This is a genomic window from Desulfomonile tiedjei, from assembly GCA_016212925.1.
GTDB lineage: Bacteria > Desulfobacterota > Desulfomonilia > Desulfomonilales > Desulfomonilaceae > JACRDF01.
The window spans coordinates 147,378-168,784 of the sequence record JACRDF010000048.1 but is presented as its reverse complement, the minus strand read 5'-3'; the positions used below and the strand labels follow the sequence as shown (position 1 = coordinate 168,784).

The following is a 21,407-nucleotide window of genomic DNA, read 5'->3' as shown; positions in this document are numbered from 1 at the left end:
TCCAAAAACTCTTATATCATGTCCGCTGGAGAGCTTCCGCAGTAAGCGGAAGCTCTCCAGCGGAAAAGATAGGGAGTCTTTTGAAGGGAGCACCAGGGAGACTTTCTTTTACATAAAAGTCTCCCACAGATTCTCAAAAAGCTCGCACAAAGGTGTGCTGAATGATTCTTAAGGCCCGCATCTCAGGAGGGGCGTCGTGAGTGATAGAATTGGCGCGATAATGACCGTCGGTGGCGGCATCGGCGGAGTCCAGGCCTCGCTGGACTTGGCCGAATCCGGATTCAAGGTCTACCTGCTGGAAGAAAAGCCATGCATCGGCGGAGTCATGGCCCAACTGGATAAAACCTTCCCGACGAATGACTGTTCTGCATGTATTTTCTCCCCCAAGCTCCAAACACTGGCTCAGAATCCGAATATTGAGGTCCTGGCCTACAGCGCGTTGGAAGGAATTGAGGGCGAGGCCGGAAATTTTCGGGTAAAGGTTCGCCGGAAAGCAAGGTTCGTCGACCCGGCGAAATGTACCTCCTGCGGCACTTGCGCTGAGAAGTGCCCTACCAAGGTCCCGAACGAGTACAATTTCGGCCACGACGTCCGCAAAGCCATCTATAAGGATTACCCGCAGGGCATACCTTCCGTTTACACGATTGACACCAAGCATTGCCGTATCTTCCAAGGAAAGAAATGCAGCGTCTGCCAAAAGATGTGCCCGGCCGGCGCAGTCGATTACGAGCAACAGGATGAGATCGTTGATGTGGAAGTCGGCGCAGTAATACTTGCGCCGGGATACGAACTGTTCAATACGGCCCATATTTCGGAATACGGACACGGGCGTATGCCCAATGTGGTCACTAACCTGGAGATGGAGCGTATCCTGAGCGCTTCAGGGCCGTTCGGTGGAGAGGTTAAGCGTCCATCGGACGGACGGCATCCCAAGAAGATGGCGTGGATACAGTGTGTCGCTTCGAGGGACCGCAGGAAAGGCATGCCCCATTGCAGTTCCGTATGCTGCATGGCTTCCATAAAGGAAGCAGTCATTGCCAAAGAACATGACGCTTCTATTGAACCCACGATTTTCTACATGGACATACGAGCCTACGGCAAGGACTTTGACAAATATTACGAACGAGCCAAAGGCGACGGCGGCGTGCGATTCATCCGTTCCATGGTAAGTCGGGTGGTCGAAGATCCGATCACTCGCGACTTGCAGATTACCTACGTGTCCGAGGACGGCAAACTGATCACCGAAACCTTTGATATGGTGGTCCTTGCGGTGGGAATAAAGCCGTCGAACTCTACGCTTGAAACAGCGGGCAAGCTGGGCGTCAAACTTGAGGAGAACCACTTCTGTGACACCGGAACATTCGAGCCCGTGCAGACTTCCAGGCCCGGTGTTTTCGTTGCAGGCGCGTTTCAAGCGCCCAAGGATATTCCTCAGACCGTCATGGAAGCTTCCGCGGCTGCGGGCGCGGCGGTGAAAATGCTGGCTGCCGAGCGGAACACCCTAACCGTCAAAAAGGAACTGCCTCCGGAAAAAAATGTCGTCGGTGAGGACCCAAGAATCGGCGTATTCGTCTGTAGGTGCGGGATCAACATAGCTTCCACGGTAAACGTTCCCGAGGTGGTCGAGCAGGTAAAGGAATTGCCGGGCGTAGCTTATGCCGGCGAGAACCTCTTTACATGCTCACAGGACGCGCAGGTTCTGATCAAAAAGATCATAGAGGACAATAACTTAAATCGCGTCATAGTCGCCTCTTGCACCCCTCGCACACATTTGCCCTTGTTCCAGGAAACCGCCAGAGAAGCCGGATTGAACAAGTACCTGGTGGAAATGGCCAACATTCGAGAGCATTGCTCCTGGGTCCACATGCACGAGAAAGAAAAGGCGACCGAAAAAGCCGTGGACCTCATCCGAATGGCCGTGGCTCGTAGTCGTTTGCTGGAGCAAGTTCAGGATCAGCAGTTGGGCATGGTTCAATCCGCTCTTGTGATCGGTGGAGGTGTCGCGGGCATGACATCCGCCCTCAACCTCGCGGAGCAGGGATTCCCTGTTCACGTGATGGAAGCCACCGACAAGCTTGGCGGGAACGCTTGGAGATTGGCCCATACTCTGAAGCGTGAAGACGTGCGGCCTTTTTTGGAGGAGCTGGTCGCGAAGGCCACTTCCCATGAGAACATTACCGTGCACCTTAATTCCCGGATCGAAGATGTGGAGGGCTTCATAGGCAGTTTCAAGACCACGATTGCGGACAACACCGGACAAACCAGTGAAATCCAGCACGGCGTGACCGTCATAGCCACCGGCGCGAGCGAATGGAAGCCGGATATTTACGGGTACGGCAGTGATCCGCGGATCAGAACGCAGCTCGAGATGAGTGAAGCCATGAGGGCTCAAGATCCCTCGGTGCTCAAGGCAGACACCACGGTATTTATCCAGTGTGTAGGTTCCCGTTGCGCGGAACGCCCGTGGTGCAGCAAGGTCTGCTGCAATCACGCGGTGAAGGAAGCTCTTGCGTTGAAGGAGGCCAACCCCGAGGCAAATGTGTTTGTGTTGTACAGAGACATCCGCACGTTCGGCCTCAATGAGCCTTATTACGAAGAGGCTCGCCGAATGGGTGTAGTCTTCGTCCGTTACGAACCTGAAAACCCTCCCGTGGTGGAGATGGGCAAGAAGATAGCAGTAAGGGTCAAGGACCTGATCCTCGGCGGGACTATGGCCTTGCAGGCGGACAGCTTGGTGCTCGCCGCGGCTATCATCCCCAACGATTATAACAAAGAGCTGGCCCGGCTTTATAAGGTATCCACAAACGAAGACGGGTTTTTCCTGGAAGCCCATATGAAGCTCAGGCCGGTCGATTTCGCGACCGACGGGGTCTTTCTGGCGGGATTGGCTCATTATCCCAAGCCGCTGGACGAAACCATAGGCCAGGCCGAGGCTGCCGGCGCTCATGCGGCCCAGGTTTTGGCACGAGGCTATGTTGAAGCGCCGGGTATGGTCTCTGTGGTCAATCCGTTCCTTTGCCGTGGATGCGGCCGATGCGTCGAGGTCTGCCCGTTCCACGCTCCTGAGCTTAAAGAAATCGCGGCGGGAATATCGAAATCGGAAGTCAACCCCGCTCTGTGCAAGGGATGCGGAGCCTGCGGTGTAGCTTGCCCCACCGGCGCTGCGGAAGTCCGACACTTCAAAGACGACCAGATCGGCGACATGATCGACGCTGCTATGATGGGTTGAGAGACGAGTGTGGGAGGGAACTTTTTGCAAAAAGTTCCCCCCACTCCCCCCTCAAAAACTCCTGCATCATTGAGTGTTCCGCTCCGAGACTTCGTGGGATGTGACGGAATAGGCAAGTTATTTTCTTGTTTTTGACTTCAAAGACTCTTCTTTCTGGAGAAGAAATGACAGCAGAATTTGATCCCAAAATCATAGCTTTTGCGTGCAACTGGTGTTCGTACGCTGGCGCGGATCTGGCGGGTGTGGGAAGAATGCAGTATCCGCCAAGCATCCGGCTGATCCGGCTCATGTGCTCCGGTATGCTTGTGCCGTCGTACGTCCTCAAGGCCTTTGAAAAAGGGGCGGACGGCGTCCTTGTCACCGGTTGACACCTCGGTGAATGCCATTACCTGGAAGGTAATGAAAAGGCGACAAAGGTTATCGAGAAAACCCGCAAGCTGATGAAGCTGCTTGGTATAGAAGACGGCCGTCTGCGCAAGCAATGGGTGTCCGCATCGGAAGGATCGCGGTTTGCAGAGACTGTCCGGGAATTCACTGAAGACATTCGAAAGCTGGGAAGGAACCCACTTTCAAAAAGAGAGACCGCGGCATGAACTTACCTGAGATCGTTGATCAGACTCGGGCCTACTATTGCCTTGACTGTGGTATTTGCACGGGTAGCTGTCCTGTTTCACGCGTCACACCCGAGTTTTCACCTCGTTTGATGGTCGAAAAGGTCCTGATGGATGAAGAAGAGAACCCCCTGGAAGACGTAAACATATGGTCTTGCTTGTCATGCGGCCAGTGCAGCTCCAGGTGCCCTTCCAAAATAGATTATCCCGAGTTTGTCCGCATGGTCCGCGAAGAGGCCGTGCGTCAAGGAAAGGGAGGCGTTCCCGCGCACCGAGGTCTCTTTCAGACCATCATGAGGCTCCAGACCCTGGACATCAAGCAGAGCAAGACCGACTGGGCCAGGGAAGCCGGTAGAATTTCCGAATCCGGCGATACTTATTATTTCGTGGGCTGTTCCCCGTTTTTTGACGTGGAATTCCAGACAGACTGGAACCTCGACGTGATGGACGGCCCGAGAGGCGTCCTGAAGCTCCTCAATACCATGGGCATCGAACCGGTTATCCACGACGACGAGCGTTGTTGCGGCCATGATCTGCTCTGGAACGGCGACAAGGAGAACTTCGCCCGACTTGCCGAGCGCAACGTGAAGCTCATAAAAAGCCTCGGTTGCAAGCGGGTGGTTTTCCACTGCCCCGAAGGATACCTCACGTTTAAGAAGTATTATCCCGAGGTGCTTGGCGATCTCGGCATCGAGATAGTCCACTTTTACGAGCTTCTGGCAGCGGAAGTGAAGTCCGGAGCCATATCCTTCGCTCCTTCGGATGGGGTTTTGACCTATCACGACCCATGCAGATTGGGCCGTCAGGCCGGAATCATCGAGCAGCCTCGCGACCTGATCCAGGCTATCCCCGGTATAGAGTTCAAGGAGATGCAGCACAACCGTGAGAACGGCATTTGCTGCGGCACGAGCGCTTGGATGGGATGTTCGAGTTGTTCCAAGGCGATTCAAAAGAACAGGCTTGCAGAGGCTGTTGCGACGGGCGCGGACACGCTCGTGACGGCCTGCCCCAAGTGCCGTTTGCATTTGAGCTGTGCATTGCGAGATATGGACATCGAACTGAAAATCCGTGACATAAACGATTTGCTTGCACAGACCCTCAAGATCTGATCGGAAAAAACCGGCGGAATGCCACCGTTAGCATGGAGAAACGCTATACTGTGCTGCATTGATATTGTGGTCACCTTTGTTGTAGGGGCACGGCATGCCGTGCCCCTACCAAAACAAAACGCGAACCGATGATGTGCTACTGTCGATTCGCATGGTCATAGAGGGTAATTCGGCGCCACGAACCCCAAGGATGGTAACGAAATGGCTTCAAACGAAGTTCTCATAATCGGCGGTGGGATAGCAGGCATGCAAGCCGCTCTGGATCTCGGTGAAATGGGAATCCAGGTCCACCTGGTGGAGAAAAACCCCAGCATAGGCGGCAAGATGGCCCAACTGGACAAAACCTTTCCCACCAACGATTGTACCATATGAATTCTCTCGCCTAAGCTGCTGGATGTCGGTCGGCATCCCAAGATAAATCTTCTGGCTTACAGCGAGGTAACTGAATTCTCGGGTCAGGTGGGCGACTTTCGGGTAAAGGTTCACCGTAGGCCCCGTTTTGTGGACTCCAGCCGGTGCACCGCCTGCGGAGCGTGCGCGGAGAAGTGCCCTACCAAGGTGCCGAACGAGTTCAACTTCGGCCTGGATGACCGCAAGGCTATCTACAAGGACTACGCGCAGGGAATTCCGTCGGTCTACACAATAGATCCCAATTCTTGCAGGGTCATGCAGGGGCAGAAGTGCGGTGTGTGCGCGAAAGTCTGCCAGGCCAAAGCAATTGACTACGAGCAGAAGCCAACGGAAGTTGACCTAAACGTGGCTGCCGTTATTGTCTCCACGGGATATGAGCTTTTCGACGCGACACAGATCTCCGAATACGGGTACGGACGCCTCCCGAACGTGATTTCCTCGTTGGAGATGGAACGCTTGCTCAGCGCGGGCGGTCCGACAAAGGGCCATCTCACGAGGCCATCCACGATTCGAGGCGAGGCTCGTCTCAAAGAGATCCCAAAGCTCATGAAGAAGGCGGAGAAATCAGAAGATCCAAACGATATGGCACGCCTTGTGGAAGAACAGAAACGCCTCGAAGAGCAAGTCCACAAATATCATACAGCTAAGAAGCTGGGATTCATCCAATGCGTGGGATCCAGAGACTTCCGGTTCCATAAGTACTGTTCCAGCTATTGCTGCATGCACTCGATCAAGGAAGCGATTATCGCCAAGGAACACGAACCCCAAACCGAATCCTATATTTTTTATATGGATCTTCGGACCGTGGGCAAAGGATTTGAAGAGTACAAGGTTCGGGGCGCTAAGGTTTCCGGATTGAAGTACGTCCGCGGCCGCGTGGCTGAAATCCTCCAGGATGAGGATCTAAATCCCGTGATTTATTACGAGGATACCGAGCAGCGACGAGTTGTGGAAATGACGTTGGACATGGTGATTCTAGCCAACGCGTGCTCGGCCCCGAAGGGAATCGGCCAGGTGGCGGAACTTTTCGGCCTGGAGCTTGAAGAGAACAATTTTGTTAAAACACATCCGAATAGGCCCCTGGACACGAACGTTCCGGGAATATTCACATGTGGGTGTGCCCAAGGCCCGCTAGACATTCCCGAATCGGTGGCACAAGCCAGCAGTGCAGCGGCCCGAGCCGCAGAAGTGGTCATGACCGGCGGCCAGGCACTGGCCGTTTGATGGAGTAAAGAGATTGAAAGACGAAGCAAAATCCAGTGACGTCCGCGTGGGCGTTTTCATTTGCGATTGCGGGTCCAATATCGCCGGATATCTGCAAATGAAGGAACTGGTCGATTACGCCAAGACCCTTCCCAATGTGGCGTTCGTCCAGGAAAACCTATACACGTGCTCCGAAGGCGGCATAAACGAAATAAAAGAGGCCATTCCGCGGGAGAATTTGAATCGTGTCGTGGTGGCCTCCTGTACCCCGAGGACCCACGAACCGCTGTTCATGAGCGCGTGTGAAGAGGGCGGCATTAATCCGTACCTCTTCGAAATGGCCAACATCAGGGATCAATGCTCCTGGGTTCATATGCGGGAGGGCGAAAAGGGCACCGAACGGGCCAAGGGCCAGATAGCCATGGCAGTGGCGAAGGCAGCCAAACTCAGGCCGCTAAATCGTATCCAGCTCAGCCTTTTCCATCGGGCCGTGGTGATCGGCGGCGGTGTTGCAGGGATGTCCGCGGCAATGGCCCTGGGCAACATGGGATACGAAGTGGATCTGGTCGAAAAACAGGATAAGCTCGGCGGTCTGCTAAACGACCTCAATATGATCCTCCCCTCGAATGAGCCGCCATCAACCTTGGTTAACGACCTGTCGGAACGACTCAAGAACAACCCTAAAGTGACCATCCATACTCGATCCGAGGTGAAGAAGGCCGAAGGGTACGTGGGAAACTACGCGGTGACCCTGAACGATAACGGCACGGAAAACCAGGTCAAAGCCGGGGTAATTATTGTTGCTATCGGCGGGCGTGTTCTTAAACCTGAAGGGCTCTTCGGTTACGACGGCAACAAGGTCATCACCCACCTGGAATTGGAGGGTATGCTTCGCGCGGGAAGCCTTCCGGACACCAAGAAAGTGGTGATCGTTCAATGCGTCGGTTCCAGGTGCGAAGAGCGGACCTATTGTTCACGTATCTGCTGCATGACGGCCGTGAAGAACTCCATACTGCTCAAAGAGGCTAATCCTGATATCTCGATCACCATTCTGTATCGGGACATGCAGATGTATGGCGTAGAAAACGAGGACATGTTCCGACGATCCAAGGAATTGGGCGTGCGTTACGTGACCTACGATCCTGAGCGGCCTCCGACGGTTGAACAAGGCCAGGTCAAAGTGTATCACCTTCGGATGGGCAAACAGATCGCGATGCCTGCAGATCTGGTGGTCCTGTCCACTCCGTTGATAGCACAGGAGGACGCGAGCGACATCTCCACAATGCTGAAGGTGCCCTTGAACGAAAACGGCTTCTTCCTGGAAGGACATGTGAAGCTGAAGCCCTTGGACTTTGCAACAGACGGCGTTTATCTCTGCGGAAACGCGCGCTTCCCGTCAACGATCAGAGAAGCGGTGGCTCAGGGTCTGGGCGCGGCCTCAAGGGCCGCGGGGGTCCTGTCCAAGGAGGCGTTGTTTACCAGCGGCATAGTCGCAGATATCAGTCCTGAGACGTGTTGCGGATGTCTCGGATGCATAAAGGTTTGTCCGTACGGAGCCATAAACTACCTCGACGAACAGGGCATATGCCAGGTTAACAAGGTGCTTTGCAAGGGCTGCGGTGGATGCGCGGCAACCTGCCCGTCAGGAAGCGCCAGGCTCGACGGATTTTCCAACGAACAGATTTACGCGCAGATCGAGCAGGCCCTGGCCGGATAGAATCCAAGCCCTCCGAGGCTGTTTGAACAAGCGAGCTGGAACAAGAACATAAGCCCTTAAAGGGAGTGACAATGTCCGACGAACAGTTTGAACCTACTATAATCGGCTTCCTGTGCAACTGGTGCGCGTACGCGGGAGCGGACCTTGCCGGGGTGAGTCGTCTGCAATATCCCGCGAACCTGCGGACCATAAGAACGCTTTGTTCAGCAACGGTCGGACCGCACCAGATCTTGAAAGCGTTCCAGAAAGGCGCGGACGGCGTCTTCGTAGGCGGCTGACACGTCGGAGATTGCCATTACCTGTACGGTAATTACATGACGGTCAAAAGAATCGCTTTCATGAAGCAGCTCCTGGAATTTTCCGGAATTGACCCGGAGCGTCTGATGCTCAAGTGGGTTTCCTCCGCCGAAGGACCTCGCTTTGCCAAGGTCGTCACAGAATTCGTCGAGAAGATCCGTGGTCTTGGCCCGTCGCCGTTGAGCAACCCGGCGGTCATGGAGAAAGCCGGCTAATTTGTCGCTTCTCCTTTTGTGGAGCCGCTTCTAACGTCCATCGTCAAATAGAACCTTGTACTGAGAGATAAAATGATCGAGCAAGTAGCAGCGCACGTCAAAACACTTTTGGAAGACGGAAAGATAAATGCTTTCCTAGGCCTCAGGAACGAGAACGGAAACATCGTCCCGCATTTGTACGAAAATCCGGCAGACCTCAGCGACGGCCTCAGCATAGGCGACCTGGAAGGACCCGGTGACTCCCGGTATCCGATTGCCAAGATTCTGATGACCGTGGTCAGTAGTACTCCGGACAAGGTGATCGGTGTTTTGCTCCGAGGATGCGATGAACGCGCCCTGAATGAGCTGCTGCGCTGGAATCAGATGACCCGGACCGAGCAGATAGTAAGGGTCGGAATAGCCTGTCCCGCAGAGTTGGCACAAGCCCATGAATGCCGCAAACCTTTCCCCGATGAGTTCGTGGCAGGCGTAAAGGCTGAACCGGTCAAAAACGCCACCGTGGATGACGTCATGGCCTTGGATCTGCTCGGCAGGCTGGATTATTGGAAGAAAATATTTGACCGTTGCATAAAGTGCTACGGTTGCCGCGACGTGTGCCCTGTGTGTTTTTGCAATGTCTGCACCCTCGAAGAGAACGCTTTGATTCGGACCGGCGATCTGCCCCCGGAAAATCCGATGTTTCACTTGACGAGGGCGGTTCACATGGCGGGTCGCTGTATTGACTGCAATTTGTGCACCGAGGTTTGTCCCGCTGAAATACCCTTGCGAACCCTCTACAAAAAGGTGGCAGAAATAGTACGGGATGAATTCGGGTATATCACGGGAGAACCCGGCGAAGGGAAGTCTCCTCTTAATATCCTCGGGCCTGATCCGGGGCACACCGCGGCGAACGAATAAAAGTTCTTGCAAAACCTGACAAACCGTTGAAGAATCATCGGGGGGACGTTTCTGTAAAAGCGGACTCCCCAAGCCACTCCCGACAAACTCTTAAGTTGGAAGCGCGTCCGGCGCTTGATGGTTTATGCCCGTTCATCGGGCGGTTCCCGGCATTGTTACCAAGAATCGCATGGAAAAGAGGTTATGCCCCTTTGTAGGATCGCGGACCATGACCGATTGATTCTGTCGTGCCAGGCCAAGACATGAACCAGAAGCCCAAAACTGCCACCACTGTGTTCTATCCCAAAAAGATCATCATGGAGTGCCCTTTCTGCGGGATGACCTTGATCAAGACGGATTATCTGCGGATCCGCAAATTACTCGAAGAGACGGACTTGCCCATCGGCAAGGTATGTTCCAAATGCGGTGGCGTGGCTGTGATCCGGCTGAATACAAGGGCCAGGGAAATCCTTCTCACCCGATTGGAAGAGCAAGGCATTTCCCCTGACGCGAAATCCGCCGGTTGAAACACACGAACATATTTTCGAGCAGCGAAGTTTCCGGGCAAATCTCTTTGCGTAATGGATTGTTGCCTCAACTCCGCAGGTCTTGCCATGCCGTGGAAATATGGTTCCGAGGCTTTGTCTCATGATGGTTCTGAACATTGTTATTGCGGGGAGTACTATCCCGCGGTCAGCGGGAAAGAAATCTCATTTTCAGTAGGACCGGCATCTTGCCGGTCATTTGAAATGACAGGCTGGAAGCCTGTCCCACCAATGGAGATTGCTTCAGGCTAAGCCGTCGCAATTGTAGATACGTGGTACGTCGCAGCATCAAACGGAGCTAAAGGCATAGTTCGCTGTGCAAGAACATTGCCGGTCGCACTTCACTCATTCGCAAGGAGTCAACAAAAATGCTTGCCATAGAAAATACAATCCTCGTTTTGGTGGATGTTCAAGAAAAACTGGCTCGCGCAATGCACGAAAAAGATGCTCTGTTGGAAAGCACCGTAAAGCTTATTCAGGGCGCGAAGGTCCTGGGCCTTCCGATCATGATGACGGAACAGAATCCCAAGGGATTGGGCAACACCGTGCCTGAGGTGGCGGAGCTGCTTTCCGACCTCCGTCCGGTGACCAAGCTGAGTTTCAGTTGCTGCGGTGAAATCCGTTTCATGGAGCAGCTCGAGGAACTCAATCGCAAACAGGCGCTGGTGGCCGGAATCGAGTCACATGTCTGTGTTTATCAGACCGTAATGGACCTCGTGAACCTGGGGTACGACGTGCAGGTAGTCGCGGACGCTGTGGCATCCCGCACTGCGGAAAACAAGGCCATCGGCCTGGAGAGGTGCAAAGAACTGGGAGCGTCTATTACGAGCACTGAAACCGCCCTGTTCGAACTACTCCGGGTCGCGGAGGGCGAAAAGTTCAAACAGATGTTAAAGGTAGTGAAATAGCAAGGGAGAGCCCGCGTAGGATGCGGTGATCAATGGGAACCGTCCCGCGAGGAGTGGGATTCGTGTTCTTTTCGCGAGCGATGCGGTTCACTTCGTTCACCACATCCTACGCTATAGTGATTCTCAAAAGTTTTGACGTTTTGCAGGTGGTGTTCAACAAATGAGGGTTGTGTCCTGTGTGCCACTGCTGGGCAAGCCAGCAGTGGCACACAAGCCATAGTTCCCGTCGCTGTTTGTGGGATGGAAACAGACAAAATTTCTGGCAACAGCCATAATTGAACAATCCGTTGTGTAACGGAGTCTCCTCGGTGCCCCTTTGCAAGAAATTCTATATATATTACTCGCATGGTGGCTTCCGCTGTCAGCGGAAGCCACCATGCGAGTAGGTTATAGAAGTTTTTGGAGAGGGGTGCGGGGAGGAACCTTTTTTCAAAAAGGTTCTCTCCGCAAATTCCCTACTTCTTCTCTCCGGGCTTTGCTTCAGGCTTCGGCTCTTCTTCCTGCGGCGGTTCCGGCATCGGGAATGAGAGGTGGGACTGGACCAGCAGCCACTTGCCGTCACGTTTCTCCAAGACTCCGGTCCAATGTGCGGGCAGAGTGACCTTCTCTTCTCCTGTGTCCACGCTGACGGCACACTGAGCAGCGAACCACGCCACATCTCCTTTGGCGCCGACCAACGTCGAGGTATATTTTATTGAAGCGCCCTTGATTTGACCAAACTCCTGCTCGTACGCGGCCTTTATCGCTGCCTGGCCCACCACCGGCTTTTCGGAATCCCCATCAATGAACACCACTTCCGCGTCCGGCGCGATCAGCGCCATTGTACCTGCCACATCTTTGCTCTCATAGGCCTTGGCGGAGAGATCCAGGTACTCTTTCACTTCCTTTTCTATTTGAGGGTCGGCCTTTCCGGCTATTACGGGCGAAAATGCCGCCATAAGCACGCACAACGCCAGCCCGACACAATTTGTCAATCGCATGTTTTCCTCCTATTTCTCTCCTGAGAGTATCCGGACCCTTTCCCCAAGGGTCTTGCCGAATGTGTCCGGAGCGTACATGAGAGATATTCTAGAGCCCGGCATCCAAAAATCCCCTTCGGCCACGGCTCTGGCAAGGTAAGAATATCTGAAGTTGCCCGTCCAGGCGTGGTTTTTGAAAACCCTGACGCTGTCATCGCGAAATTCGAAATAGCTCGGAGTGAAATCAGAGAATCCATCCCCGCGATAAGCACCTTCACGCGATGATTTCTCCGCTTCCACGCCTTCGGTTTTAAGTTCGGAGTTTATCGGCACGATACCTGCGGGCACGGGGTCTTCCAGAGCCAAGTAGTCGAATTGATCATATCGTTTGGCTTTGTCCCGAGGGTTAAGGGATATTTCCAGAGTCACCCTTACCACGTCCCCCACTCGGATTTCTTTTTGGCCGTTAAGGTTTTCCATCTTCTTGACAAGCGCGAACCCTCGGGATAGTTCCCCCGGATCGGTAGCCATGTCCGGATAGGTCAGGGAAAGAGTGTAATTAATCAGTGCGTCCTTCGAATCGGATTCCACTCTGATCTTTCCCTGGTCCAGTAGCACGCGAGGGTCCAGCTCCAAATAAGCCGATGCATCGGTGATCTGGACCTCCATTGGTTTTTCTGCGCCATAATTGACCTTCAGCCTCACCGGTGAGGTCTTCTTGGGCTGTCTGGCCTCATAGTATTTGCTCAGTGCGAGCAAACACCATCCGGTGTCCGCTGTCGAGGCCCACTTCCCGTCCGGTTTCAGCCCTCTCAAGAGAAATCCGGCCCAGGCGTCCTCTTTCGGCCGCGTCGCCCCAAGTTCCATACCGGCCATTAGGCAGATGGCAATCTCCCTGAAGCTGGAGTCGGTATAGGATGATCTGCTCGGATCCGGCTTGGGATCCAGCTTATTGACCATTTCCGTTCGTTTCTTGCCCGTCAGGTATCCAATCTTCTTTGCAGCGATGAGGAGCAACGCCTTGCTCTGGTTGCTCAAGGAATCATACCCTGCAAAGAAGCCGTCCAACTCCTGCGAGGTCAATTGCTTGTCCGTGGCGAGGTTTAGCACTGCGAATTCCTTGGTCCACGCGTTGGAATGGTATTCATCGGTGCCTTTCTCCTCGAACAGACTCCCACGCAAGAATTTCATGGCCAAATCCATTCGGTCGGCAGGGACATCGAATCCTGCCTCGCGAGCAGCTGTCAGCGCGAAAGTAGCATACATGGTGCCCCACCATGACGCGTTTAACTGGCCGGGCCAGTAAGCGAAACCGCCGTCGGCCAGTTGCATGGAAAGCAGCCGTTCGACTCCGCCTTTGAGGAACTTGTCCACCTGGTCGATCTCGATGCCTGGAATGGCCCCTGATTTAACCAGTCCCCTGATACCCGCAAGAGGTATCACCCCTGAGCTGGTTTGCTCAACGCAGCCGTACGGATATGTCAGGAGGTATTTGAGCCCTGGCGCGATCCTGGCCCAATTGGTGGTGCTGAGGCTCAAGTGGGCTTTGAAGTCGGCAAGGTTTACGTCCTCGGGTTTGAGCTTCTTCAATACCTCAGGATAAGCAGCCGTAATTTCCACCTGTTGGACAAAATCACCGAACGAGGCCCTGTGAACAGGCCTGTACCTCGAATGTATCGGCAGGGTGAGTTCTATTGCGTCAGTGTATTGGCCGGATTTGCCGATGAACTTGCCGGAGAAAGTGAAAGTGCCTCTGTCCGTCCCCCCGGCCACTTCCGTCATTGCTTTAACCACTGCGGACGACCACGGTTCCAGTCTGATTGCAGACTGGGCAAGCTTCACCGTCAGGTCTTTTGAGGCCTTTGCTTCCAAAGTGGCCTCACCTTGCTCGCCTGTCTTATTGTTCACCACAACGGGAAATGTGAACCGATCACCCGGGATCGCGAATCGAGGCAATGAAGGCTCGACGAAGAACTCTTTGGTGACCACCATGTTTCGTTGGCCCGAAACAAAACCCGAGCCACGGTCGCAAACGACCGCGTAAACTCGGTATGCAGTGGTCGTGTCCGGGAGCTTGAATTCAATTTTGGCCATTCCGGACCCGTCCGTGACCAACGCAGGGTTAAAATATGCCACCGGCCGAAAATCCTTGCGGAGGCTGGCGCTGACCTCCCCCATGCCCACGCCTCCTCCGGTCAGCGGCCGGGTGGAGAACAGCCGGAACAGGTCCTGACTCACAAGCGCCAGACGCAAATCCCCTGAGAACACGGCCAGCGGAATATTGAACTTTGTGAGGGTCGACAATTCAGGGGTCTGGAAACGGGTCAATGCCAGGACAGCCTCGTCAACCACACAAACCGCCAACTCGGACACAATCCCTTTACCGCTCTGGTCCGTCACCTTGAAGTTGATAGTTTTGGTCTCCGCGGGTCGGCCCTTGAGGTCGGAAACGCCAGGGTCAATGTCAAGGCGGAGCTTCTGGCTTTCGCTCCTGATGCTGATATCCGCGTACCCGTAGTAGACCATGGGAATATCAGTGTCAGCTTGGCTGGCATAGACCGGGAACCCTTCCCGGCCGGCCGGGGCCATGACCGACACGAACACATTGGGCTGGAAGCCCTCCTTGGCAGTGAACTCGTAAGTCCCATCCGCGCCTTTGACGTCGATGACCTTGTATTCAAGCACCTCCCCTTTTTCAACTGTCACAAGGCATTTTTTGACCGGTCGAGGCGTGTGAAACTGCACTTGTATGGGCTCGCCGACGCGGTATTCGTTCTTTGCCAGAGCCACCAGGATCTCGTTGCTCGTTGGGGTTGCCTTTTCCGAGCGCATGCGGCTCTGCATCCAGTTGTCGTAATCCTCCCATCCGACTTTGAAGACTGTCTGACTGGTATATCGACCGCCTTGAGCCTCGTAAGTGAAGGCCACCATGTAATTCCCGGAGTCGTTCAGCTCCAGGGGAAAAACACCTTCACCGTTTTCCAGTGACAATTGCGAGGTAAGGGTCTTCATCCAACCCTCTTCCCATTGATAATTCAGGTTTCCCTCGTCGTCTCGTTTGTGAATATTGAAATATTTCTTCTCCATTATCGCGGCTTCGACTTTGCCCGAAGGGATTTTTTTCCCGCTTTCGTCCACCACGACAATCCTGAGCGGGGACGCATAGCCGCTTTGAACCTGTCGTGGATGACCGGAGACCCCTACCAGGAACTTGGGCTTGGGATTGAAGGTCTCGACCTCAGTGGCAGGTTCGCCGTCCACATCCAACACAGTGGCGGACACCTTGACGCCATAGATGCCGGTGAGCAACTTGGGGTCCAGGGGAATTTTGAAATCGAGCTTTCCTTGCCCGTCAAGAGTCGATTCTCCGGATTCGAGGAACCGCGTGGCTTCATCTTCATTGCCGAATAGATAGCCTTCCAGGCCCTGGACTTTGTTAACCACCGGGACGAGCATGGTCTTCCAGCGTACACGAGCATTCTTGACCGGCCCACCCGTGTAGTACAACCCTTTGACCTCGACGTTGAGGTATTCCTCGTCACGCTTCAGGCCGATAAACGCCGGGTCGGGCCGTTCTTCCTTTTTCAGCGAAAGCGAGGCATAGTGCCGGAGTTTCTTGAATTCCTGCACCATAAACGTGGCGGTAAAGACGCCGGGTTTTTGGACCTTCTTCTTACTGCCCTGATTTTCCTCTTGATTCTCCGATTCGGCTTGGGCCTGCTTTTCTGCCGGGGTTTCAGCGATTTCCGCATGGTTCTTCACTGTGACCCTGATAGTGTAAGTTCCTACAGCAAAAAAGCTTTTCACTTGAAGCGAATCGTAGCAGGAGCCGAATTCGTTCAGCTTCAATTCTTTGCTGTAAACCACGTCCTCTCTGGGACTTGTGATCTCGACTTTGACCTCTTCACCCTTCGGAGAGACGATTTTGTGATCCTTGTACGCCCTTGCCACGAACTTGAAATGAACCGTCTCGCCCGGTTTGTACACGCCTCTTTCCGTAAACGCATAGCCTCTGCGGGCATCGGGCTGATCCGTCAACTTGCTGGTTTGGGCAACGGCAAATGGTTTGAGTCGAAGTTGGTCCAACTGAATGCCGCAGGAGTCTTTGTCCGTAGCGACGATCGCCCATTTCAACTTGGCCAATTGTACGGGTCGCGTGGAGGGCCCGGCCGTGTTTTTGAGACCGGCAGTCGCCTGGAGGGCCTGCCCTTCCTTGATCGCCAAGACTCCGCCGGCATCTGTCTTGCCGGCCAGATATCGACTGCCTTCCGAGTCTGTAAGCATTACTTCTGCGTTGGCGACAGGCTCGCCGGTATAGAGATGGGTGACCCACAACAATAGCGACCGGCCGGATATCTTGTAACTGACTGCAAGGTCCGTGATCTGGACTATCCGTGTGGACTCGCCGCGCATTTGCCCGTCCGGATCGGACAAAGCGACCTTGTAAGCCCCGCCATGGTCGGGGTTCTTGCGGAATGAAAGGGGGAGTGAATAAGGTTGAACCAAGCCCTTTGCCTCGGGTGCAAAATAGACTTCCGACTCTTCAGGGGAATCGCTTGAGAAAACGGCCCCAACCTTGCCCGCGGCGGCGAGTTTTTTGAAGGCTTCTTCCTGCTCTTTCCACAGCTTTTGATTCGGCTTGTCCGGAATTCGCAGGGCTTCCGCGGCTTCCGGTATCAGGTAAGCGGGGATCTTGCCGACTCTGCATCGGACCTTGGTAACATTGGAGAGCGTGAGCGGGAGGAGTTGGCGTCCCTTCAGCTCCACCACGGAACGATCGGTCCTCACCGTAATTTCGGGCCGCAACCCCGGACCTTTGAACCGAAAATCCTTGGCCACAAGCAGCCCTCGGCCATTGCCCACGGTCATTTGCGCGACATGCAGGTGGTAGTCCCTATCCAGCTCAAAGTTCCCCTTTATCCGGAAGTTGTTTTCGTAGCCTGGAGGATCGACGCTCAGGCCCTCCACCGCCGGAGTTATCTTGATTGCGCCCGCAAGCTCCTTCTGGTCGATCCTTCCCGATAGAGACAGTTGAAGCCCCTTTTCAGTTGGAGACCTGTAGAAAGTAGTCACGCTGTTAACCCATATCTTTTCCAGCGTTATGAATTGATAAGAGAAATCCTTACCCAGTAGCCTACGACCTGTTGCGTCTGAAAGAGACTTGTCGATGGTGATTTTGACAGATTCGGGCTTGGTCACGGGTTTTATCGGCACAATCCGGAATTCACGCGCGGCCTCGGTTGTTACCTTATTGTCTCGAGTGTCTCGAAGCTCAAATTTCTCGGGTGCTTCTCCGATAGTGACTGTCGTAGCGGAAACCAGATTTGATGGGAAGACCGGGTGATTGAACCTCACCCTCACAGCCCATGTTTCCTTTTTTTCACCGCGGAAAAAGGAATCGCGATAAGCATAGGCGGTAAGCTCGTCGGTAGAAGCAGATGCCGGAGCGATTCCGAGGAGAGCAATTAACCCTACAACAACCATGCCCCAAGAAAACTTGTTCATTTCTCACCCCATCCAAAAATCTTACGGTTTCGTACAATATGAGAGGGAAAATCCCCCTGTTTTGTAATCATTCCCACCAGGTTACCGGAGATCTGACGAAAAAATTACCAAAAAATTTGCACAAGAAAAAAGTGTCTTACAAATTACCTGTTTCACACCAATGCGCTTTTCGTCGGTGATTACTTTATTAAGTCCGGAACGACCGTCTCCGGCAGACCTCCTCCGCCACGTGCAGCAAGCCCGGCTTCGTTTCGGAGGTTCCAAGAAGACACCCCCAACCGGCTTCACTGTTTGAATGCGAACTCGTATGGCGACATATTCCTACAACGCGAGGCCACTATACAGTAAATCAGAGCAATCCCATGGTTTCTTCTTCGGTTGCCTGTTTTTTGTCCCAGCGTCTCATCCACCGAGAGTCATAAGATGACATGGATAAAGAAGTCAATTTCTTGTTTTTCAGAATTTGAAGAACTGAAGGTAAAATCTCGGCCGTGCGTGCTCGGTCGTGGAACAGGACCACATCCCGGGGTTTGACTCTCTTTACCTTGCCCAGGACACGAGACCCGCGATATATGGGAGCGACGCGCATGCGCCAGTCTTCAGTATCCAGGTCCCACCAGGCCTCGTTATAGCCGAGTTGGGTCAGGACCTTTGACGCGGCTGTGTAATTGGTCTTGGAGCCTGTGTGGCCGAAGGGAAATCTGAAGAAAAGAATTTGGGACCGGCCTTTGAGACCCGCCTCCTCGGCCACTTCTTCCAAACGCTTGTGAGTCTCGCGCATCTCCTCTTCGACCTGCTGGCGGCTGAGGGAAAAGAAGGAAGTATGTGTGTAGCTGTGGTTTCCCAGCGAGTGCCCTTCTTTCAGAGAGCGAACCGCAAGATTTCGCCAACGTGTTTTGTCCAGGTTGCGGCCGATCACAAAAAAAGTGGCTTTCTGGCCGTTTTCTGCCAATCGGTCCAAAATGATATCGGTGCTATCCACTGGTCCGTCGTCAAAGGTCAGGAACAGAGGACCCTCTTCGACGGCTTCGCCAATGGCTTCATCGTCCGGCCGTGGAAATACTTCGACATCACTTAGGCCCGACTCCTTGTCTATCGCGGTGGGCAGGAGACCGGCTTGCGAAACTAGAGGGGAAATAACAGGGAATGCTGCAATCCAGGCCGCTCCAAAGCGCAGGAAAGCCCGACGTCCTACGGTTGACGCGGAACGGGTCTGGTTAAGAGTCCGAGTCTTGCTCTCGCCTGACAGAGGATGCTCCTGCAACAGTTGGGACTGTTCGATGGGGGCTGGGCCTCACGCCTGCCGGCCGTAAACCTTATTGACTCGATCGTGCAAAAGAACGTATGAAAACCGTAGCTAGAAAAGGGACCCTGTGTCAAGGCCTTTGCTGGAGAAGCACCACATAATGCCGGTGCACTCTGAAACCGTGAAGATCAGCGGTGAGCAATATAGGCACTGACCTGGCAACCAGGTCAGTGGCACCCAAAATCCCATGAACAGCGGCCTCGCGGTCCTAGTGACCTGAGCAAACACAGATCCGCTTACGATCTGGTGGATTTTTCACTGTTCGACGGAGAACCGGTGTACGAGGATGAGAGAAATGGACGAGGAAGACGCGCAAAAAGACAAGGCTGAGCCGGCCGCGTCCCGTTCGAGCGGCCCATTGAGGATCTACAGAGACGAAAACAACGAACTCTTTGTCACAGGGTTCGGGCTGTGGATTCCGGTCCGAACGGAAAAGGAAGGGACACTACTAATCGAGGAGTTGGAGGACCAGGGTTATCGGATCTGTTATTGAGGGACCAAACACCTGCCGCCTGGCCTGTTGTTCCTGCGCGTACCGCTCTGAAACCATAAAGGAGCGGTGCCAATACCGCTCCAATTAGTTAACCATGAACCATGTTACCGGTAATGTTGCCGGGCAGCCCTTCCGGGGTCAATTGCCGAACGGTTCACTCCTCAAATGTCTTGGTGTATCCCGCTTCGGTGGATTCCTCTCTCCATGCGCCTCCACGGAGCCCTTGGCTTTCCCTGAACTTCTCATACTGATCGAGTTCTTCCTGGCAGCGGACGCACAGACGAGCAGCCGGGAACAGGCGCAGCCGTGCCTCGGGTATGGGTTCGCCGCATTCCTCACACAAGCCGTATTCCCCGAGTTTCAATCTTTCCAGTGCGTCTTCTATTTCCTTTAGCTGGCGGTGCTGCCTCATTGAAATCTTTGCGGCCAGTTCCCTGGATATTTCACCTGTAGCCAGGTCGATCTCATCGCCTTTTTCAATGGCGTCAATGTTACGCTCCAATTTCAGGGAAGCTATTTGATCCAACAAGACCTGCTTCGGGTTGAACGGTGGCCGTTCCGTTTGGGGCTTCTTGGCCTCTTCCATGGGTCTTGGAGCCGGAGGTTTTGAAGGAGCGGGTTTTGGAGTAGGGGGCGGCCCGGGAACATGTTCCCTTTGAATGGTACGAGTCTGTGGCGCTTCGGCACCAGCTACTCTGTACAAGTTCTTACCGTTCTCCACCTTGCGTTCTATTTGGCCTTTTTGGACTTTGCCGCGGACGCTGTTAGGCACTATGCCCAGCACCTCGGCTATCTCTTCACGGGTCATCCAATCATGAGTGGACAGCATGATCACTTACTCCTCGGTTGTCACTTCCGTCCGCGTTAAATAATCATTGAAGTACTTGTGCGCAAGATCCAGGGTCAGCTAATGCGAAAAACCAAGTAGCGGCCGCTGGGCCCAATTGGCCAAGCAGGCAGGTCTCGGACAGATCAATCTTGAGCCGCGCGTACGACACGACCGGGGGGTCTCGTACGCGGACGCGGAACTTATATCTTCCGAGGATGCCTGTCAACATATTTCTGAAGACCACCGTAAACATTCAGTCTTTTGGGGTGGAAGGAATGTTTTTGTTGGGCAGCCCCGCGGGTCGCGGGACTGCCCAACAGGCCCCTGACATCGGCATGATGTGAAGCCCCCGTCCTAAACTGCATAATTTCAGGTAACCGTTAAATGGCCGGCCTGAAGTAGGGTTCATGCGCAGCAAGCCGGGCAGTCCGCTCTAAAAAAACCTGATCCTTTGAAAAAAGAGTTGAAATGTTAGCCGGTTCAGTCTAAGTAGCCCAACTAATAACCCTTTGGGAGAGAAGCACATGAGAATCAACAGCCTGCTTGGTGTCTTCGTGGTGGTCTTCAGCATGGTCTCTATGGTGCAGGCTTGGAATTACCCGCCTGCTCCACCCACGGGCACAGGAACCGTGCCCAATGCTACCCATCCATCGGTTCAGTCCTATGCCCCGCCAGCGCAAACCTATGGAGGGACTCACCAGCCGCCCGCCGCGTACCAGGGGCAACCCGGTTCGCCTGATTACTCATCGGGCACACAGGGCGACCCTGCTTATCCTTACCCGCCCTATCACAACCCTTACTACGAGGGCGCGGTGTCCCCTCGGAATTTCCTGTCAGGCACCATTGATTGGGTTTTCAGTCTGCCGTCAAATGCCATAGACAGCTTCTCCAATTTCCTCGACAGCAATTTTTTCCCGCGCGCGCCGGCAACGAGCGGGGGGGCGCCTTCCGCACAGCCACAGGGAGGCCACCCTTCTCCGGGAGCCCCTGCGAACTCGGCGCCGCTTCCTCCGGCGAGCGTGTACGGGCCTCCTTCGCGATGAGCGCTTCTACCGAAGACTGACGGGCGCTTCGTGCCCGCGTATGCCAATTATGTAGTGGTGGGGACGGTTGGATCTGACAAACCGAACTTTCTTGAGCAGGTTGGTGCGTGTTCAAGTGGGTCAGGCTGATTTATATTAATCACAGGGTCAG

The 21,407-nt window shown here is 54.2% G+C and carries 16 protein-coding genes; 12 read left to right on the top strand and 4 right to left on the bottom strand.

Annotated elements, in window-relative coordinates:
* Positions 1–220: 220 nt before the first annotated feature.
* From HY913_21550 to HY913_21505, 10 genes are all read left to right on the top strand, one after another.
* A complete protein-coding gene (locus HY913_21550; protein MBI4965878.1) occupies positions 221–3,229 on the top strand; it encodes a CoB--CoM heterodisulfide reductase iron-sulfur subunit A family protein in 3,009 nt (1,002 codons plus the stop codon).
* Positions 3,230–3,393: 164 nt separating this feature from the next.
* Positions 3,394–3,822, top strand: coding sequence for a hydrogenase iron-sulfur subunit (locus HY913_21545; protein ID MBI4965877.1), 429 nt, complete (start codon positions 3,394–3,396; stop codon positions 3,820–3,822).
* On the top strand, positions 3,819–4,949 hold the full coding sequence (locus tag HY913_21540) for a (Fe-S)-binding protein (protein MBI4965876.1): 1,131 nt from the start codon (positions 3,819–3,821) through the stop codon (positions 4,947–4,949). Before HY913_21545 ends, HY913_21540 begins: the two co-directional genes overlap by 4 nt.
* A 201-nt stretch (positions 4,950–5,150) precedes the next feature.
* On the top strand, positions 5,151–5,321 hold the full coding sequence (locus HY913_21535) for an FAD-dependent oxidoreductase (GenBank protein ID MBI4965875.1): 171 nt from the start codon (positions 5,151–5,153) through the stop codon (positions 5,319–5,321).
* Positions 5,322–5,450: 129 nt separating this feature from the next.
* Positions 5,451–6,584: a CoB--CoM heterodisulfide reductase iron-sulfur subunit A family protein gene (locus HY913_21530; protein MBI4965874.1), complete on the top strand. Its 1,134-nt coding sequence runs from the start codon at positions 5,451–5,453 to the stop codon at positions 6,582–6,584.
* Positions 6,585–6,597: 13 nt separating this feature from the next.
* Positions 6,598–8,280, top strand: coding sequence for a CoB--CoM heterodisulfide reductase iron-sulfur subunit A family protein (locus HY913_21525; protein ID MBI4965873.1), 1,683 nt, complete (start codon positions 6,598–6,600; stop codon positions 8,278–8,280).
* Positions 8,281–8,351: 71 nt separating this feature from the next.
* Entirely contained in the window at positions 8,352–8,792 is a 441-nt protein-coding gene (locus tag HY913_21520) for a hydrogenase iron-sulfur subunit (GenBank protein MBI4965872.1), read from the top strand.
* A gap of 72 nt (positions 8,793–8,864) precedes the next feature.
* Positions 8,865–9,689 (top strand): 4Fe-4S dicluster domain-containing protein, encoded by an 825-nt coding sequence (locus HY913_21515; protein MBI4965871.1) that lies wholly within the window; start codon positions 8,865–8,867, stop codon positions 9,687–9,689.
* A 242-nt stretch (positions 9,690–9,931) separates the two neighbouring features.
* Positions 9,932–10,195, top strand: coding sequence for a hypothetical protein (locus HY913_21510; GenBank protein ID MBI4965870.1), 264 nt, complete (start codon positions 9,932–9,934; stop codon positions 10,193–10,195).
* A gap of 386 nt (positions 10,196–10,581) precedes the next feature.
* Entirely contained in the window at positions 10,582–11,121 is a 540-nt protein-coding gene (locus HY913_21505; protein ID MBI4965869.1) for a hydrolase, read from the top strand.
* Between the two features lie 455 nt (positions 11,122–11,576).
* Here the strand turns inward: HY913_21505 and HY913_21500 are convergent, their stop codons facing one another.
* The 3 genes from HY913_21500 to HY913_21490 form a co-directional block, all read right to left on the bottom strand.
* Positions 11,577–12,101 carry a nuclear transport factor 2 family protein gene (locus HY913_21500; GenBank protein MBI4965868.1) on the bottom strand — a complete coding sequence of 175 codons (525 nt, stop codon included), beginning with the start codon at positions 12,099–12,101 and terminating at the stop codon, positions 11,577–11,579.
* A gap of 9 nt (positions 12,102–12,110) precedes the next feature.
* Positions 12,111–17,585 carry a hypothetical protein gene (locus HY913_21495; protein ID MBI4965867.1) on the bottom strand — a complete coding sequence of 1,825 codons (5,475 nt, stop codon included), beginning with the start codon at positions 17,583–17,585 and terminating at the stop codon, positions 12,111–12,113.
* A gap of 349 nt (positions 17,586–17,934) precedes the next feature.
* Positions 17,935–18,849, bottom strand: a complete 915-nt coding sequence (locus HY913_21490; GenBank protein MBI4965866.1) for a polysaccharide deacetylase family protein — start codon at positions 18,847–18,849, stop codon at positions 17,935–17,937.
* Positions 18,850–19,186: 337 nt separating this feature from the next.
* Between HY913_21490 and HY913_21485 the strand changes: the two genes are divergently transcribed.
* A complete protein-coding gene (locus HY913_21485; GenBank protein ID MBI4965865.1) occupies positions 19,187–19,384 on the top strand; it encodes a hypothetical protein in 198 nt (65 codons plus the stop codon).
* Between the two features lie 154 nt (positions 19,385–19,538).
* Here HY913_21485 and HY913_21480 read toward each other — a convergent pair whose 3' ends face one another.
* Positions 19,539–20,213 (bottom strand): TraR/DksA family transcriptional regulator, encoded by a 675-nt coding sequence (locus tag HY913_21480; GenBank protein ID MBI4965864.1) that lies wholly within the window; start codon positions 20,211–20,213, stop codon positions 19,539–19,541.
* Positions 20,214–20,737: 524 nt separating this feature from the next.
* Between HY913_21480 and HY913_21475 the strand changes: the two genes are divergently transcribed.
* Positions 20,738–21,256: a hypothetical protein gene (locus HY913_21475; protein ID MBI4965863.1), complete on the top strand. Its 519-nt coding sequence runs from the start codon at positions 20,738–20,740 to the stop codon at positions 21,254–21,256.
* Positions 21,257–21,407: the final 151 nt, after the last annotated feature.